The 17,830-nt window shown below is 43.4% G+C and carries 13 protein-coding genes; 5 read left to right on the plus strand and 8 right to left on the minus strand.

Annotation, left to right across the window (positions count from 1 at the left end):
• Positions 1-246 precede the first annotated feature (246 nt).
• Both PSU78_RS13050 and PSU78_RS13055 read left to right on the plus strand, forming a co-directional pair.
• Positions 247-1,188, plus strand: coding sequence for a DnaJ C-terminal domain-containing protein (locus tag PSU78_RS13050; RefSeq protein WP_300388703.1), 942 nt, complete (start codon positions 247-249; stop codon positions 1,186-1,188).
• A 4-nt stretch (positions 1,189-1,192) separates the two neighbouring features.
• A complete protein-coding gene (locus PSU78_RS13055; protein ID WP_300388705.1) occupies positions 1,193-1,510 on the plus strand; it encodes a chaperone modulator CbpM in 318 nt (105 codons plus the stop codon).
• 11 nt (positions 1,511-1,521) lie between these two features.
• Here the strand turns inward: PSU78_RS13055 and PSU78_RS13060 are convergent, their stop codons facing one another.
• The 3 genes from PSU78_RS13060 to PSU78_RS13070 all read right to left on the minus strand — a co-directional run bounded on the left by PSU78_RS13060 (position 1,522) and on the right by PSU78_RS13070 (position 4,440).
• On the minus strand, positions 1,522-2,469 hold the full coding sequence (locus PSU78_RS13060; protein ID WP_300388707.1) for a DUF808 domain-containing protein: 948 nt from the start codon (positions 2,467-2,469) through the stop codon (positions 1,522-1,524).
• Positions 2,470-2,523: 54 nt separating this feature from the next.
• Positions 2,524-3,081, minus strand: coding sequence for a response regulator transcription factor (locus PSU78_RS13065; protein WP_300388819.1), 558 nt, complete (start codon positions 3,079-3,081; stop codon positions 2,524-2,526).
• Between the two features lie 75 nt (positions 3,082-3,156).
• The gene (locus PSU78_RS13070; protein WP_300388709.1) at positions 3,157-4,440 is read right to left on the minus strand and encodes an ATP-binding protein; all 1,284 of its coding nucleotides are present in this window, start codon (positions 4,438-4,440) and stop codon (positions 3,157-3,159) included.
• 172 nt (positions 4,441-4,612) lie between these two features.
• Between PSU78_RS13070 and PSU78_RS13075 the strand changes: the two genes are divergently transcribed.
• Complete coding sequence (locus tag PSU78_RS13075; RefSeq protein ID WP_300388711.1) at positions 4,613-6,985, plus strand: TonB-dependent receptor; 2,373 nt, start codon at positions 4,613-4,615, stop codon at positions 6,983-6,985.
• 11 nt (positions 6,986-6,996) lie between these two features.
• Positions 6,997-8,421: a PepSY domain-containing protein gene (locus tag PSU78_RS13080; RefSeq protein WP_300388713.1), complete on the plus strand. Its 1,425-nt coding sequence runs from the start codon at positions 6,997-6,999 to the stop codon at positions 8,419-8,421.
• A gap of 79 nt (positions 8,422-8,500) precedes the next feature.
• On the opposite strand, the gene PSU78_RS13085 is transcribed toward PSU78_RS13080, so the two are convergent.
• Positions 8,501-9,781: an HD domain-containing phosphohydrolase gene (locus tag PSU78_RS13085; protein WP_300388715.1), complete on the minus strand. Its 1,281-nt coding sequence runs from the start codon at positions 9,779-9,781 to the stop codon at positions 8,501-8,503.
• A 24-nt stretch (positions 9,782-9,805) separates the two neighbouring features.
• On the minus strand, positions 9,806-12,754 hold the full coding sequence (locus PSU78_RS13090; RefSeq protein WP_300388717.1) for an EAL domain-containing protein: 2,949 nt from the start codon (positions 12,752-12,754) through the stop codon (positions 9,806-9,808).
• A gap of 375 nt (positions 12,755-13,129) precedes the next feature.
• On the opposite strand from PSU78_RS13090, the gene PSU78_RS13095 reads away from it, so the two are divergent.
• Positions 13,130-14,362 carry an exo-alpha-sialidase gene (locus PSU78_RS13095; RefSeq protein ID WP_300388719.1) on the plus strand — a complete coding sequence of 411 codons (1,233 nt, stop codon included), beginning with the start codon at positions 13,130-13,132 and terminating at the stop codon, positions 14,360-14,362.
• A gap of 112 nt (positions 14,363-14,474) precedes the next feature.
• Here PSU78_RS13095 and PSU78_RS13100 read toward each other — a convergent pair whose 3' ends face one another.
• The 3 genes from PSU78_RS13100 to PSU78_RS13110 form a co-directional block, all read right to left on the minus strand.
• Positions 14,475-15,134: a sulfite exporter TauE/SafE family protein gene (locus tag PSU78_RS13100; RefSeq protein ID WP_300388721.1), complete on the minus strand. Its 660-nt coding sequence runs from the start codon at positions 15,132-15,134 to the stop codon at positions 14,475-14,477.
• 89 nt (positions 15,135-15,223) lie between these two features.
• A complete protein-coding gene (ccoS, locus tag PSU78_RS13105) occupies positions 15,224-15,373 on the minus strand; it encodes a cbb3-type cytochrome oxidase assembly protein CcoS (protein WP_300388723.1) in 150 nt (49 codons plus the stop codon).
• A 1-nt stretch (position 15,374) separates the two neighbouring features.
• On the minus strand, positions 15,375-17,708 hold the full coding sequence (locus tag PSU78_RS13110) for a cation-translocating P-type ATPase (RefSeq protein ID WP_300388724.1): 2,334 nt from the start codon (positions 17,706-17,708) through the stop codon (positions 15,375-15,377).
• Between the last annotated feature and the right edge of the window lie 122 nt (positions 17,709-17,830).

Genomic DNA, 17,830 nt, shown 5'->3' on the forward strand with positions numbered 1-17,830 from the left:
AAACAGGAAGAGCTTGTCTGAAGTGGTAGTGTCCACTTTATTCAACAGGGGTCATACCCATCTAATTAGTAGTATCATGTCTTGATTAGGCTAACTTATACCAGTAGCAAGTCAAGCTGCGTTAGATGTGTATTTTCTTATAGCTATGTACAAAGGTTGTCGTGATTAATATGGCGCAATGGTCTAGAAAAAGTGAATTCATTATTCATGCTGTACCCGTAACTAGTCTAATCAACTTACATCATCATGAAATTTAAAGATTATTATGAAGCGTTAGGCGTTGCACGCACTGCAACTCAAGACGAAATCAAAAAGGCTTACCGTAAGCTAGCGCATCAATATCATCCAGATGTCTCAAAAGACCCAGCAGGCGAAGAAAAATTTAAAGAAATAGGTGAGGCTTATGCCACACTTAAAGATGTTGAAAAGCGCGCGGCTTATGATGAGCTCGGGCGCCATCCAGCAGGCGAAGAGTTTAGACCACCACCAAATTGGGGCGCAAACCAAGGTGGGCAGCAAGGCTATTCTTTTGATGATGTAGATTTATCGGATTTGTTCGCCAGTTTTTCTAAAGGCCGGTCGGGCGGCGCACATCAAGGCCGCAGTATGCCAATTTCTGGGCAAGATTATGAGTTGGCAACTCAAATTTCACTTGAAGATGCTTTTAATGGCACCACAGTAGATTTAAATTTCACCGTGCCAGAATATGATGCACAAGGTCAACTAAAGCGTATGCCACATACCTTTAAAGCACGTATTCCACAAGGTGTGACTGATGGTCAAAAAATGCTATTACGAGGAAAGGGTGGAAAAGGCGCAAATGGAGGGCCTGACGGTAACTTGTATTTAAATATTAGTTTCACGCCACACCGACTATTCCGTGTGATTGATCATGACCTGTTTATTGATTTACCGCTCACCGTATCAGAAGCTGCTTTAGGCGCCACAGTTAAAATACCGACTCTAGACGGCGCAGTGAATCTTAAGGTGCCAGAGGGTATTGCAAGTGGACAAAAGTTGCGCATCGGCAAGCGTGGTTTGCCTAGGAAAGGCCAAGGGAATGGGGATCTTTATGCAATTGCACAAATTGTAGTACCAGCAAAGCCTAGCGATAAAGAACGCGAGTTATTTAGAGAGTTAGCGGCAATTTCAACATTTAATCCGCGCGCGCATTTTGATGAGGAGTAATGCCATGAGTATTGATTTCACCGAGTTAGTATGGTTAGACCATCATCATGAAGTGACGTTAGATGAGCTTGCAGAGCTGTCTGGACTCTCTGAAGTAGAGCTGCAACAATTGGTGGATAGTGGGGCACTTATGCCAACAAATCCTGACGAGGCGAGCCTAAATTTCAGTGGGCATTGCGTTATCTCTATACGAACATTGTCACGTCTCAAGCAGGATTTTGAGTTAGAGCCAAATGCTTTTGCTTTAACGCTCGTTTTTCTAGAGCGTATCAGAGTGCTAGAGTTAAAGTTGCAAGCGCTAAATGTTGGCAATGCTAAATAAGTAAGTTTCTCTTAGTGTTTTTTTGGTAAGATTTTATTGACCATTTCAAAGAGCGCTACGCAAATTGCACCCACCGTTAAACCGACTATTGCATCTATCAGCATGGGTAAAACTATTGCTGAGAAACTGCCAATAAAAGGCAATGCGCGCAAGCTTTCAGCATAATGTTCACTAAAGTGATGTAAAGCTGGAATGCCGTGGCCAATAATACTACCCCCGACAACAAACATCGCCGCTGTGCCTAATACCGTTAGAATGCGCATTAAATAAGGGGCTGCGGCTAGTAGCTTTGCGCCTACTTTACGCAAAAGTTGTTTATAAAAACTACTGCCTTTTTTAAGCATTAAATGTAAGCCAAGGTCATCGAGTTTCACTATGCCCGCCACTAAGCCATACACGCCAAATGTCATGATAATTGCGATGGCTGAAACCACAATGACTTGCTTAGTAAAGTCGGCTGTTGCTACTGTGCCTAATGCGATGACGATGATTTCTGCGGACAATACGAAGTCGGTACGAATGGCACCTTTGATTTTGTCTTTTTCTAGCGCAACAAGGTCAGCTTTAGAGTCGGCGACTGCTTGCTCTAGTGCGACATCATGCGCATCTTCAGCTTCTGAGCCGTGTAGAAATTTATGGGCTAACTTTTCAAACCCTTCAAAGCATAAATATGCGCCACCAAGCATGAGTAAGGGCGTAATTGCCCACGGTGCAAAATAGCTAATAGCGAGCGCAGTGGGTACTAATATAAGTTTATTGATGAGTGAGCCTTTTGCCACAGCCCACACGACTGGTAGTTCACGCTCAGCTGCAACGCCATTCACTTGTTGAGCGTTCAGTGCAAGATCATCACCTAATACGCCAGCCGTTTTTTTTGCGGCCATTTGTGTCATGACTGAAACATCATCCAAGATGGTTGCGATGTCATCTAAAAGTGCGAGTAAGCTGCCTGCCGCCATACATTTTCCTTAAATTCTTTTTTGATTTTTACTTAAGATTTCTAGCTGAGTGTGTTATTTAGTATAACTGCTGGGATGCTTATTTAGCTTTCTTTGCAAAGTGCGTCTGTGCATATTCAAACTGCGTGCGGTGGCTGATATATTGCCATCATGCTCGGCTAAAACACGCTGTATATGCTCCCACTCTAAACGTTCTATTGGCAATGGGTTAGAGGCTAATTCTACCTCATCATCGCCTGTTTGTTTCTCAAAAGCGGCGACAATTTCATCAGCATCGACTGGTTTAGCCAGATAATGCGTCGCGCCCAGTTTGATGGCCTCTACCGCCGTGGTGACGCTGGCAAAACCTGTAAGCACAACAATGCGTGTGCCAGCATTCAGGCTAGCGAGTTGTCGTACTAATACTAAACCTGAGTTGCCTGACATTTTTAAATCAACGACAGCAAATTCTGGAGGGTCATTCTTAGCCAACTCAAAAGCGCTTTCTGCACTATTGGCTAAGCTGACTAAAAAGCCACGTTTGCACATGGCGGGTTGCAGCGCATTTAAAAAATCTTGGTCGTCATCGACCAGCAGTAAGGTGGCTTTCTCAGTCATATTATTTTCAGCCATATCATTCTCAACCGTATCATTTTTAGCGGTATTTTTTGTCTTTAAAGAGGTCATTGAGTGGCTCGTAGTTTTTTTCTAAGGTTTTTCTAGGCGTAATTTTTTAAGTGGTAAATTAAGCATCGTCAATACACCACCTTCGACATGATTGTTTAGGTTTAACTCACCATCGTAACGCGCTAGTGTGGTTTGTGTAAGGTACACCCCCAGTCCCATACCTAGTTCATTTTTAGAGGTGAAAAATGGCGTACCTAGCTGCTTTTTAGTTTCAGTACTCAAGCCTTTGCCAAAATCTCTAATTTGAATGCTCAGTGTTTTTTCGTTCCATTCAGCGTTAAATAGCACGCGTTCGGGGGATTCATCCGCGGCGTTATCCAGCATGTTTTGAATAGCTTGCGTCAACGTTCTATCCATCGCAATTATGGGGTCAATTGGATTATTTGGCATGCTCACAACCAATTCTGTCGCAGGGCGGGTATCGCGCCAGCGTTGAATAGCATCTTGTAAGAATTCTCGCAATGGTAAACCTTGCCCTGCATCGGCACGTGTTTGCCCTGCATTACGCGTGATGCTTGATAAGATTTCTTTGCAGCGCGATACCTGTTTTTGCAATATGTTGAGTTGCGCTAATAGCTCAGGCTGGTTGGCATATTCTTGCGTGAGTTCTTTGCTGACCACCGCCATGGTGGCTAGTGGGGTGCCTAGTTCGTGTGCGGCGCTGGTTGCAAGTGTGCCAAGGGCTAACATGCGTTCGCTTTCTAGTGCTTTCTCGCGGACTTCTGCAATTTTTTTATCATAGTCACGTAAGTTTTGCCCAATACGCGCAATGAATATAGCCACAATCACCGAGCTTACAACGAAACCTATCCACATGCCGACCAAGTGAATATCCAGTTTTGCATCGCCATGTGTATGCATGTGCAGATGTGAAAGCGGTACATGATAAAACATCAGCAAGGTATAGCAAGCAATGCTCAAGCCTGCAATCAGCCATGCGTATGTTGTCCTTAAAGCAACTGCGGCAACCGTTATCGGCAGCAAATACATCCAAATAAAAGGGTTGCTATAGCCACCACTAAAATAAAACAGCCACGAGAGTGCTGCAATATCGCCTAATAACTGCATGACTAATTCACGTTGTGAGGTTTGTGTGCTGGTTCTTAAGCGCCACCATGCAATTAAGCTAAACAGCCCTAATGAAGCTATCGCAGAGATAAGTGGCGCATAAGGCATGGGGATGGACGCTTGATATAAAGCTAATATCACTAAGCTTAGGCAAGCCATCACCACGCCACGTACCATCATTAAACGTTGCATATTGAGGCGTGTTGCGTTGCTGATGGATTGTTTTGCTGTATGCATGCGTTTAAGGAGGTTTAACCAAAGTGGGTTTCATTATAAAACGGTAATGAAAATAATACCTTAAGCCTGTTGATAATTCACCTGCGACAAATTGTCGCGCGGCAATATGCCACATTCCGCTGTAAGAATTTCTCTAATACAATTCGGCTATAAAAAAATTAGGGGAAAGACTATGTTTAAGAAATTGACATTAGCAGTAGTTTTGGCGTGTAACGGTGGCTTATTGATGGCTGAAGAGGCTGGAGTTGAAAATAACTCTGAACAACCGCAGGTAGAAGCTGAAACTATAATGGAGCTAGATGCAGTGAAGGTGCGTGCACCTATGATTGATAGTCGAATTCTTAAACATCCAGCCACGGTTGAAACTTTCGATAAAAAACAAATCGAAGAAAATCTCAATGCGGCAACATCCTCACAAACGCTGAAATATATGCCTAGCATGCAAGTACGTGAGCGTTTTATTGGAGATCGCAACGGTAACATTGCTACCCGTACTGTTGGTTCACTGGCTAGCGCGCAAAACATGCTTTATGCGGATGGCGTACTGTTGTCTAATTTTTTACAAGGAAATTTTGGTTCACCGCGCTGGGGTCTGGTGACACCAGAGGAAATTGAAAGCATTAGTATGATGTATGGGCCGTTTTCTGCATTGTATGCGGGTAACTCGTTTGGCGGTGTGATTACCTTAGTTACACGCATGCCAGATAAATTTGAGGCGCACGCTAGCGCACAGGCCTTTACGCAGAATTATGAGCTTTATGGTACGAATGAGAGCTTTAATGGCAATCATTTAACAGCATCGTTTGGCAATAAAGTGAATGACTTATCTTTTTGGTTTGGTGTGGATAGGCTGGAAAATCGAAGTCATCCTATGGGGTTTTCAACAGCCAATCTTTCTACAACAGCTGCTGGAGCAAGCCCAATAGTGACAGGTGCATATCAAGACAAAAATGAAGTGAGCAAAGACAGAGTTATTTTTGGTGCGAATAGTATTGATGACTCTGAGCAAACCAACATTAAATTCAAAGTGGCTTATGACATTACGCCTACCATTAAGGCAGCTTACACCTTGGGTGTATGGAATTTGGATAGTCAGACAGAGGTGAAAAGCTATGTTAAAGACGCCGCTGGAAATGCGGTGTATAACGGCAGGGTTAACTTTAACGGTCTGCGCTATGATATATCAGGCATGAGCCCTGCGGAGGCCAACTCCTTGCACATCATGCAGGCACTTGATGTAAAGTCAAGCAATAAAGGCTTTTTTGATTGGCAGCTGACTTTATCAGATTATGACTTTCATCAAGATAAAAATAGTTCTTCAAACGCACCTGCAAATGGAACGACCACGGAGGGTAATCCTTATCTTAATCGTGTTGGCCGCGTGACAGATCAAGCTGGTACAGGTTGGACGGTGCTTGATGCGCGTGCCACTTTACGTCCACAAGTGAACTATTCAGGTCAGCATACGGTTGATATTGGTTACCATGTGGATCAATACGAGTTACGCAGTGAAACCAATAATACTGCAGACTGGTCAACGGGTGTTAAAGGAAGCCTGTATTCTGCAGCGCGTGGCGATACTCGTACTCAAGCTCTTTATGCACAAGATAAATGGCAGATTAATCCACAATGGGCGTTGACTTTCGGAGGTCGTGTCGAGCATTGGGAGGCCAATGATGGGCAAAATAAAATTACAATTGGCAGTGTACTAAGCACAGCCAATTATAAAGATGTATCAGAGAATAAATTTTCACCAAAAATTTCATTGAGCTTCGAGCCCCAGCCAGAATGGGGTTTCCGTGCTTCATTTGGGCAGGCATTCCGCTTTCCTACAGTCGGTGAGTTGTTTCAACCTTTACAAAATGGCGCTGTTTCCTACTTTGTTCAGAGCAATCCAAACTTGAAACCAGAAGAAGTCATTGCAGGTGAGCTTTCTGCAGAGCGTCGTTTTGATAACGGCCTTGTACGCGCGAGCTTATTTAACGAGAATAAATTTGATGCCCTTATTACACAATTTCTTGCCGTGGGCAGTGCGATTCCCTACGATACTGGCACCTGTACCAGAACAGCTGGTTGTAGTTATACGCAAAACGTCGAGCACATTCGCACGCGTGGTCTTGAGCTAGCAACACAATGGCAAGATGTACTGGTGTCTGGTTTAGATTTGCTAGGTAGCGCAACCTTCACTGATGCCGAAGTGTTACGCAACGATAATGCACCTAGTACAGTGGGCAACAAGCCGACTCGCATTCCCAGAAGTATGTTTAAAGCGGTGGGAACATACCATCAAGGTAGTCATTTAAGCTATAGCTTGGCTGCACGTTACAGTGGCAGGCAATATAATGCTTTAGATAATAGTGACAGTAATCCTGATACTTACGGTGCAGCGAGCAAATTTTTTGTAATGGATGTGAAAGTTAACTACAAGTTCGCAGATCGAATGACCGCAAGCCTAGGCATTGATAATTTGAATAATTACAAAGCTTATGTATTTCACCCTTACCCACAGCGCACTGGTTACGCGCAATTGAAGTTTGATTATTAACTGAGTGCGTAATGAGGCAAGCTCAACCCACGCGCCAATGGCCAGCTTATAATACCATTTGGCGTTGGCATTTTTATGCAGGTTTATTTTGTATCCCCTTTGTTTTAGTACTGGCAATTACTGGAGGTGTATATCTATTTAAGCCTCAGGTTGAGGCTGCGCTAAATCAACCATACAACCAGCTAAACATCGCAGGTCTACCGCAAATTGCTTCTGCACAAGTGAATGCGGCCTTGGCTGCCGCTCCTAACGCTACATTGAATGCTTATGAGTTACCACTCACGCCACAATCTGCCGTGCAGGTGTTGGTGAGTGAAAGCGGAGAGTTAACTCGTATTTACGTACACCCTAAAACTCTGCAAATTCTCAAAATAGAACAGGAAGATAATAAGCTTATGCAGGTTGTACATCGCCTACATGGCGAGTTACTTATAGGGAGTATTGGGTCTAATCTTGTTGAGTTAGCCGCTTCTTGGACAATCGTGATGCTAATAACGGGGCTATATTTATGGTGGCCTAGGCATATGAAGGGGATAGCAGGTATTGTTTACCCAAGGCTGAGTAAAGGTAATGTGGGTAAAAATAATCGATTACTCTGGCGAGATCTGCATGCAGTCACAGGTTTTTGGATTTCATTTTTCACATTATTTTTATTGCTATCTGGTTTGCCGTGGGCTAAGTCTTGGGGTGGTCTGCTAAAAGAGATTCGTCATATTGGTACTGGTAATGTAGTTCAACAGGATTGGACAACAGGGCGTTCAGCAGACATTAATAGTCATAGAAACACGATTTTTTCAAAAATTAATATGGTTTCTAAGGCTGATTCAGAGCATATAGACCATATTAGACATGAGCATATGGCAGATAAGGTTGGTATGCATCAAGTGATGATGCCGCAAATAGACTATCGTCCATTAGACCGCTTAGTCACAACAGTTAAATCCCTAAATTTAGCTCCGCCAGTATTGATTTCACCGCCCTCCAAAAAGTCACCAGAGTGGACTGCGAGCTCAAAGGCGCAGAACCGACCCTTGCGTGCTGACCTTATATTAGATGGTGTTAGTGGTAGTGTGAAATCAAGAAAAGACTTTGCAGATAGACCATTACTCGACCGTATTATTGGCACGGGTGTTGCCATCCATGAGGGACAGCTTTTTGGTTGGTTTAACCAGCTATTAGGTTTGATCACAGCGATAGGCTTGGTTTTGCTCTCCGTAAGCGCAATTATTCTCTGGTGGCGCAGGCGATCACCAGGTTTACTAGGTGCCCCGCAAGCTAGAACCGAACCTAGTTATGCACCGTTACTGGTAGCATCTATTATTTTACTTGGCGTATTGCTACCGTTTCTTGGTATTAGTTTAATTGTGCTACTGTTGGTTGAACGTTGGGTGCTGTGTTACATTCCACCAGCCAAAAATTTTCTTGGATTAAATTGAGACATTTTTTTATGTGATTTAGTAATTTAATCCGAGTGGGTGACGGCTCAGTTGGTCATGTCAATGTTATCAGGATTGCTTAATCTTCACTTATAGATAAGTCTACATCTATAAAGTAGCTAACTCGCTTGCGTGGATTCAATGACTCAAGCACATCCGCAGGTAGTTGGCTGGGGCGTAAACAAGCGTTGATGGTGATGCTAGGCTCTTCGCGTAAGTCGATGACCAGAGGTTCGTGTCTGAAGACTAGCGGATCATGCAACATCACAAAAGGCCTGAGTGGTTTGTTTGGGTTCACAGAAATAACCGTGGCATAGCTACCTGTAGAAAGCTGTACGATGCTACCAGGTGGATAAATACCCAATGATTTAATTAAGCGTTTGAGTAATGACTCATCGTATTTAGCACGCTGGCTGGCGTACATGTGCGCTAACGCCTCATAAGGTGTTTTGGCAAGAGCAACATTGCTTGGGTTACATAAGTTATCATAACCGTTTACTATCGCAATTAATCTTGCGAATGGGTCGGTTTGCTCGCTACGTAGATGTTTTGGGTACCCAGAGCCATCAGCATATTCATGATGTTGCATAATAATTTTGCCAATACGCACTGGCAGGCCAACCTCTTGCGCCATGCGTGCGCCTATTTCACTATGCTGTTCAAAGTGAGATTGTTCTGACTTAGTGAGTGGATCTTTTTTAAGCAAAATTTTGTCTGATATTTCAGCTTTGCCAATGTCATGAAATAAAGCAGCCATGCCTAATATACGCGCATCCTCTTTAGATATATTAATAGATTTTGCAACAAGCAACGCCAGTACAGTCACATTCAGTGGATGTACAAAATTAGCATCACTAGAGCGATTGCCATTGAGTGCGTGAACGGCAACATCACCTTCCATGAGTGCTGTGTCAACCATATCATTGACAATCAATGCCGCTTGTTCAATGGAGGCTTTAGAGTCCGTTAAAATATTACGTGTAACTTGTCGAGCAATATTGCTGGTATTGATGAATTTTCTTTCACACACATTAATAGCTTGGTGTAGCTCTTTCAGGCGCAGAGCCGTGTTGTCCTCATTGATTGCTGTAGCTTCTTCTAATGGTTCATCTTCGTCCTCATCAACAATTGCCTCAGCACTAGGCGCATCTACTTTTAAAGGTAAGGGCTGACAATCGCTACGTTTTGGGTCGTAGCGCAATCTTGTCAGGCCCGTTTTTTTGATAATGGAAATTTGCTCTTCATCTTTCACCTTAAAGTTACTTAGCGTGAATGGGTGGTCCATCCAACCTAAGTCTAGGTGCACATAGATACCCACTTGTAATTGTGAAACGTTAATAAAATGATGATCGTTATGCATTGCTTTACCTCAATGTTTTAGTTTTTATTTGGTTAGTAGTGTTGAGAATTCTGTGGCTGTCACTGGTTTACTATAAAGATAACCCTGTGCTTCTTTGCAACCCATTGCGCTTAAAAAATCTGCCTGCGCTTGGGTTTCTACGCCTTCGGCAATGACGCTAAAGCCTAAGCTGCCAGCCATTGCATAAATAGCATTGGCAATGGCAGCATCATCTAAATCATCTGGTAGGTCGCGTACAAAAGATTGGTCTATTTTTATTTTATCGAGTGGTAATCGTTTGAGATTAGAGAGCGATGAGTAACCTGTGCCAAAATCGTCAATCGCTAATTTAAGACCTAACTGTTTGATACGATTAAATGTATCAATCACATGCTCAGTATTTTGCATCACCGTACTTTCGGTAATTTCCAGTTCCAGCATGTTTGGGTGGCAATCGGTTTCTACCAAAATACCGTAAACGGTATCGGCGAAATTGCTACGCATAATTTGCACACCAGACACGTTGACTGAAATCCATTGAATCGCATGGCCAGCTTTATGCCAGCGCACCATTTGACGTGCAGCTTCACGAAGTACCCACTCGCCAATTTGTACAATTAACCCAGTATCTTCAGCCATTGGAATAAACGTTGCTGGCGATACTAAGCCTAATTTAGGATGGTTCCAGCGTATCAGTGCTTCAGCGCCTATAATCTTGCCAGTGGTCAGCGAAACTTGTGGTTGATAATAAACCTCAAACTGTTCACGCACTAAGGCGTGGCGTAGCTGACCTTCCAAAGTGAAACGCTCAACCGCATTCTTACTCAGATCATCAGAGTAGAAACAGTGATTGTTTTTGCCTTTATTTTTCACTTGATACATAGCAATATCAGCGGCTTTAATTAAGCCCTCTACATCCGCGCAATCTTTTGGGAATACAGAGATACCAATACTCGCGCTAATGTAAATTTCGTGTCCATCAATATTAAATTCAATTTGTAGCGCATGAATGATTTTTTTAGCCACGAGTGCAGCGTCGCTAGTTCTGCTAATCATATCCATCATCACTACAAACTCGTCGCCACCTAGCCTTGCTACTACGTCGCTTTCGCGCATAGACAGGCTAATGCGCCTAGAGGCTTCTAGCAATAATTTATCGCCTACTTGGTGACCAAGTGTGTCGTTAACCGCTTTAAATCTATCTAAGTCAATAAACAATAAAGCGATTTTATGATTCTCGCGTTCCGCGCGTTTAATGGAATGTTCTAGTAACTCATTTAACAGGCGGCGATTAGGTAAGCCTGTGAGGGGGTCATGATTCACTAGCTCATGCAATCTATTTTGTGAGCGCTTAATATCAGTCATGTCTGAAAAAACACCAACATAATTAACAACTTGACCTGCACTATCTTTTACCGCAGTAATGGTTAACCACTCATAATAATTTTCGCCAGACTTACGTTGATTAAAAACCTCACCATGCCATCGCTCTTCTTTTTTTAAGATGGTCCACATATCTTTATAAAAGCGTTCATTTAGATTGCCAGATTGCAAAATTTTTGGTGATTTTCCTAATACATCATCTTCAGAGTAGCCGGTAATTTCAGTAAACCCTTTGTTAATAGCAACAATGCGTACTTTGTCATCAGTAATCATGATGCCTTCACTGGCGCTATCAAAGGCAATTTTAGCTTGGTGTAGTCGTTTGCCTGCACTCTCTCTTTGTATTGCGACACCTAAAGATCTACCTATCGCCATTAGAGAGCCAAGCTCTTGTGGCGTGGTTTTAATCAAATCATGGCAACGTTCAATAATGATATTGCCCCACCACACTTTGTCTGAAAATAACGGGACGATAGCAATAGATTGCGTGTCATGCTGCTCAAGTATTTGGCGCTCTGAACTTGGCAAATCGCGAATATCACCAAAAACGGGGTCGCCGAGTTGAAGCGCATCTTTCCAGCGACTTAGACGTACATCATGAAAATTGATGGTTTCAAGTGCTTTGTCTTCACTACTAAAGCCAGGTACAGCCCATCTGTAAAGTATTTTTGAATGCCCAGACTTTGCAGTTTCTTTGTGACTAGTCTCTATATTTTTAAGTATGGTCGCACGCGTAAAGCGTAAGGCAAGACACAGTTGTTGCAAAACCGTCACTGCAACGGTTTGCCAAGATTCAGCGGAATGTAATAGCCAATCGCATGAAATAAGCGCATCCAGAATGGCGCTGCGGTCGCGCAAGTGACTTTCAGCCATTTTGCGTTCAGTAATATCACGTCCAAGCGTGACTAGGCCGTGGCGGCTGCCATCATCGTTAAACAAGGGTACTTTAATCACATCCAATACTTTTGCGCCACCGTGTGGCAATGCAATGACTTCTTCATTTCGGATTGCGCGACCTAATTTCCAAGCTTGATCGTCAGATATTTTTGAATGGCGGAAAGCCTCTTTAAATGCTGGGTTAGATTGAGCAGCAAGCTCCATATCCGTTTTGTGTTGATAGTCCAGTTGATCGAGCTGAAAAAGCTCTATGCTGCTTGTGTTGGCTTCTAACCAGCGGTTTTTTTCATCTTTAAAAAAAATTAAATCAGGGCTGGCATCAATCAAATTACGCAGTAGTTTCTCGGTGTGTCTTAACTGTAACTCTGTACTGATGCGTTCAGTAACATCATGCATGTGCAGCACATAACCAGAGTCCAAATCTTCAAAGTATTTGTTATGTGAGGTGAATACTTGCAAGGTGCGTAGCTCATTCCCTGCAGCGTATTGCAATACAAAGCTGGTGCTGGATTTTTTTAACTCTGTAATGATGCGTTTATGGACGGCTTTAGGCAATTGGCCCGTTCTTGCCGCCACATGTTTTACATTTAAGTTAAAAATATCTCTGGCATAGGGGTTTGCATAGCTAACATTACATTTTTCATCCACAGCGAGAATAGCAACGCCTTGCAATGCGCCAAGTAAATGCCAAGCGAGTGCAAGTTCTTTAGACATGAATCTACTCAGATGGCTTTCGCTATCTGGTAAAGACTGCAACTGATCTAATTTGTTTAAATTTTCCAATTACTTTTACATTTCTAGAAAATGTCTATTTAGGTTTGCTTAAAACATATCAACGAGCAAATAGTTTTAAAATAAAGCTAAAATGTTCTGCACGAGTGCTATGTTTTTTATCGACAATAATGACTAAAGCTTGAATGTAAATATACGCTTTGACAAAAATAACAATCTCTTAATTAAGAGGGTGTAGAGGGCTTAATTTATAAATTCACGGTTAAGATTTATTGGTGTTTACAAGGATGCTTATGTGCTAAAACTTTAGTCGCGGTGTATGATTTAGGCATACAACAACTATGTGGTTAGCAGAGCATGAAGAGGCTTCAATTATTTTTATGTATTTTGATGGTGTGTGTGAGCCTCAGTTCTCAACAATTAATGGCGCATGCAGGGCATGAACAATCTCAAGACAACTCTTTAGCCATTAGCATGGCGTTTGATGCGCAAGGCAGTTTATGGCGTGTAGTAGAGAAAAGCGGATTGATACTTGTAAGCTCAAGTCGTGACTTGGGAAAAACGTTCTCTCACCCTATGCAAGTCACACCAAATGCACAAAAAATAGGCGCAGATGGCGAAGCGCGACCTAAAATCGCGATTGGCCCAGAAGGCAATATTTATCTTACTTGGACAGAGGCATTAAAGAAGCCATTTACAGGGTACATTTGGTTTTCACGTTCAATTAACGGCGGTAAAAGCTTTGAAAAACCAGTCATTGTGCATACTGACCGTGCAGAGATTACACATCGATTCGATGAGCTAAATGTAGTGAAGAGTGGTGGTGCTAAAGGTAAAGTGACCGTGACTTGGATTGATAAACGCGATTTAATCGCTGCTAAATCAGCAGGTAAGCCTTATGAAGGTGCAGCGATTTATTATGCAACTTCCAGCAATCAAGGCGCAAGTTTTCTGCCCGAGCAAAAGTTGGCTGACAGCAGCTGTGAATGTTGTCGTATTGCGTTAACAAATAAGCCCGATGGCACCGTGGTGGCGATGTGGCGCCATGTGTTTGAAGGCAGTGAGCGCGATCACATGATCGCAGAAATTCCTACACAGCCAAATCAAGCGCCAGCGCCTAAGCGTGCTACTTTTGGCCGTTGGAAAATTGATGGTTGCCCGCATCACGGTGCTGCGCTTGCCACTGGCGGCGAAGGCAAAGATTGGTGGGGCTACCATATGGCGTGGTTTGACGGTGGCAATGACGATTCTGGTAAAGAGGCTAGCTTGTTTTATGCGCGTATGGATGGCGAAGCTTGGGTTTCTTCACCGCCGAAAAAATTTGGTAAGCATAGTAATCAGGCAGGTCATCCAGCTTTATTGAGTATTGGTGAAAATGTTTGGTTGGTTTGGCGCGAGATTGAAAATAAAAACCATAAAATAATAAGCATGTTTTCTGATGATGGTGGCAGAAGTTGGGGTGCGCCAAAAGAGCTTGCAACTAGTGCAGGTAAAACGGACTATCCTATTTTGCTGGCGAAAGATAATCAAGCTTACTTAGCTTGGAATACGGAGAAAGACGGTTTGATTTTACAGGGTTTATCGTTTTAGTTTAGACTGCTGCCAAGCATTCGAGAGTGCCTATGCGACGAGCTGAAGACAGTGCTATTGCACAGCGTAGCGAAGGCAACAAAGGCAGTGTCGAATGCTAGACAGAATCAAGTTACATACACCAGACTTTTGCATCATGCGTGAGCGACATCCAAATAGCCCAAGCACTGGCGCTACTGAGTAATAAGCCTGCAAGTCGCATGCCATAAGGCTCTACCAGATTTGTTTTAAGTTTAAGCCATAGCCACGGCGCAAAAAATAATGAAATAGCCGACCCTATAGCAAATGCCGCCATGCTAAGTGCGCCGCCTAAGGGGTTGCCATTGAATGAGGCAATAATCAGCGCAGAGTAAAGTAAGCCGCAAGGCATTAACGCCCAAAGCATACCAATATAAAAATAGCCGCCGCTTATTTGGCTGAGTTTTTTAACATGCTGCCAAATGCGCCGACCCGCTTGGTCTATCCATATCGGTTGGCGCGCATAAATGATGAGTATCACGCCCCAGAAAAAAACCAGCACATGAAAAAATGTCCACAGCGGATGCAAAATAGCGCTATAGCTAGAAAGCCATGCGATGCTTTGAATGGCAAATGTGGCGATTGCGCCTAATAAAGCATAGCCGCATACCCGGCCTACATGGTAAAAATAGATGGCAAAGGGCTTATCTGATGATTGCGTGAATGAGGTGCAAGCCGCTCCGCACATGGCGACACAGTGAGGCCCGCCTGCTAAGCCCATGACTAGTGCGCTATAAATAAGTGCTGTTTGCATATTTGAGTTTAATGACTAGAAAGGTAAGTAAGTACTGGCGAGTTAGAACGAAGTTTAGTTGATGGGACTTGATTGAAAAGCCAGTATGACTATTCTTTATCTTCCTCGGTCTCAAAAATCCGTCGACCCTCTTCTTCAATGTCTTCAAATTGACCGCGATAAACCGCCCACCAAAGGCCGCCAAGTACTACTAAGCCCATTACAACTGACAGTGGAACGAGTATAAATAGAATGTCCATGTTATTTGGCTTTCGTTTCCAAAGTTTCCGAAAAAGTAGTTAAACGCAATGCATTTAGTACCACGATAATAGAACTCACTGCCATCCCTAAACCCGCTAGCCAAGCGGATAATACGCCAAAAAATGCCAGTGGAATACACACTAGATTGTAAACAATGGCCCAAGCGATATTTTGTTTGATGATGGTCATGGTTTTGCGCGCATGGCGAATCAATTGTGGAATTTGACTAATATCACCATTCAATAAAACATAGTCAGCATGAGCCAGTGTGAGTGGTACACCTTTACCCATGGCGATAGAAACATGAGCACTGGCTAAAATTGGCCCATCATTTAAGCCGTCACCCACCATCAGTATGTGCTTACCTTGTTGTTTGAGTGTTTGTAATCGTGATAGTTTGTCTTGCGGGCTACATGCTGCTTGAAATTGTGTAATGCCGATTTCTTTAGCGGTGTTAATAACAGTGTGTGCTTGGTCACCTGATAAAAGCTCAACATTGAGATGAGCGTCTTTTAACTGTTGAACGGCTAGTGCTGCATTATGTTTAACCGCTTCATGCAAGCTAAACGTCGCTAACCAGCCATTAGCATCAGCAAGAAATACTTGTTGAGATAGTTCGCTAGGCTCCGAAACGCCGCAAAACTTGGCTGAGCCGAGCTTCAAGTGCGCATTGATTAAGTCTGCATTGCTCGCGTTAGCTTTTAGCGTCGCACTAATGCCAGCACCAACCACCTCTTGGATGTTGTTTAATATTATTGGCGACTCTTGCGCCCCAACTTGCTGACTTGCACTGACCAAAGCCCGTGAAACAGGGTGCATAGAGTGTTGCGCCACGGCTGCGGCCAAAGCTAGCACGCCGTTTTCTGTAAAGCCTTGTTTATACGAAATTGATTGCACTTCAATGTGATCTTCAGTCAATGTGCCCGTTTTATCGAAAATAACCGTATCGATATTCGCAATACTTTCTATAGCCTGCAAACGCCTAATTAAAATGCCACGTTTTACAAAGGCGCTAGCGCTGGCAAGCATGGCGGCAGGTGTGGCTAAAGATAGCGCACAAGGGCAGGTGACAATTAACACAGCTGCGGCGGTCATTAATGCACGAGCGTGGTCTACATTCCATAACAAGGCTGCGGCGAGTACCGCGCTTAAAATGACGAACAGCAGAAATGGTCTAGCAACGCGATCAGCCAGTTGTGAAAGTCTTGGTTTTTCAATTGCGGCTTGATTGATTAAGTTAACAATCTGCCCGTATTGTGTGGATTCCCCGATAGTTTCCAGCACAATATTCACGGTTTGACCTAAGTTGTAACTGCCAGCAACCACCTTATCATGCAGATTTTTTTGTATGGGCGTGGATTCACCCGTGAGTAGCGATTCATCCACGCGGGTATCACCTAACACCAGTTTGCCATCGGCTGGAAAAGCCTCGCCAATATGCACGCGAGCGATATCACCCACTTTAAGTTGGCTGTTTAAGACGCGAGTATATGAGCCATCAAGGTTTAGACGTTCGATATTTTCCGGAATGCGGCTAACTAAAGCTTCCATCGAACCGAGTGTTTTGCTGTGCAGCTTCACTTCAATGAGTCTTGCGGAAAGCAAAAAGAACACAAACATGGTGAGCGAGTCGAAATAGATTTTATCCCCCCACCAGCCGTGAGGGGCAAATGTAGCAGCAGAACTCACGATAAAAGTAATGCCTATTCCCAAAGCCACAGGCAAATCCATGCTGATTTGTCTATGCTTTAAATCTCTAAAAGCATTTGCAAAGAACGTACTGCTGGAGAAGACTAATACTGGCAGGCTGAGTATCCATGATGCCCAGTTGAGCAAAATGGCAATGTCAGGCGTAATGTCACCAGCTTTGGTAAAGTAGCTTGGGCTGGCGTACATCATCACTTGCATCATGCAAAAGCCTGCTACTAACCAACGCCAAAATGCTGCTCGACTTTTTTTAGTCGCGTTAAGTTGATTTTCATTATGTGATGCCGGATTCGCGCTGTAGCCCATTGCCTGAATGGCGCTGAGTATCGTTGACGGTTTAGTTAAAGCAGGCGACCAAATCACAGAGGCGCGTTTTTTGGACATGCTTACTCTTGCACTCACCACGCCAGATAACTCGCCCAAGCCGCGCTCTATGGTGCCAGAGCATGCTGCACAACGTAAGCCATCTAGCAATAGGCTAGATTCTACAAGTGAGTGAGTAGGGTCATTACCTGCAGGCTGACTAAACGCTTGCCATTGATCTTGAGTATCTAAAATCACCCAAGATGGATTTGGCGAGTTTGACTCACTGTTAAAGATGTCGGTAGTGGGGGAGCTAATAAGCAAAATTTTTCCAAATAATTAACTAAATGCTAATTAAAATTAATTCAGCACTTAGAGAGCTTTTTTACTAAGAAGTTTAAGATATTTAATTGTGTCGTAAAGCTTGGTTTGCATTGTAAATCAGC

The organism is Methylotenera sp. (assembly GCF_029945705.1).
GTDB lineage: Bacteria > Pseudomonadota > Gammaproteobacteria > Burkholderiales > Methylophilaceae > Methylotenera.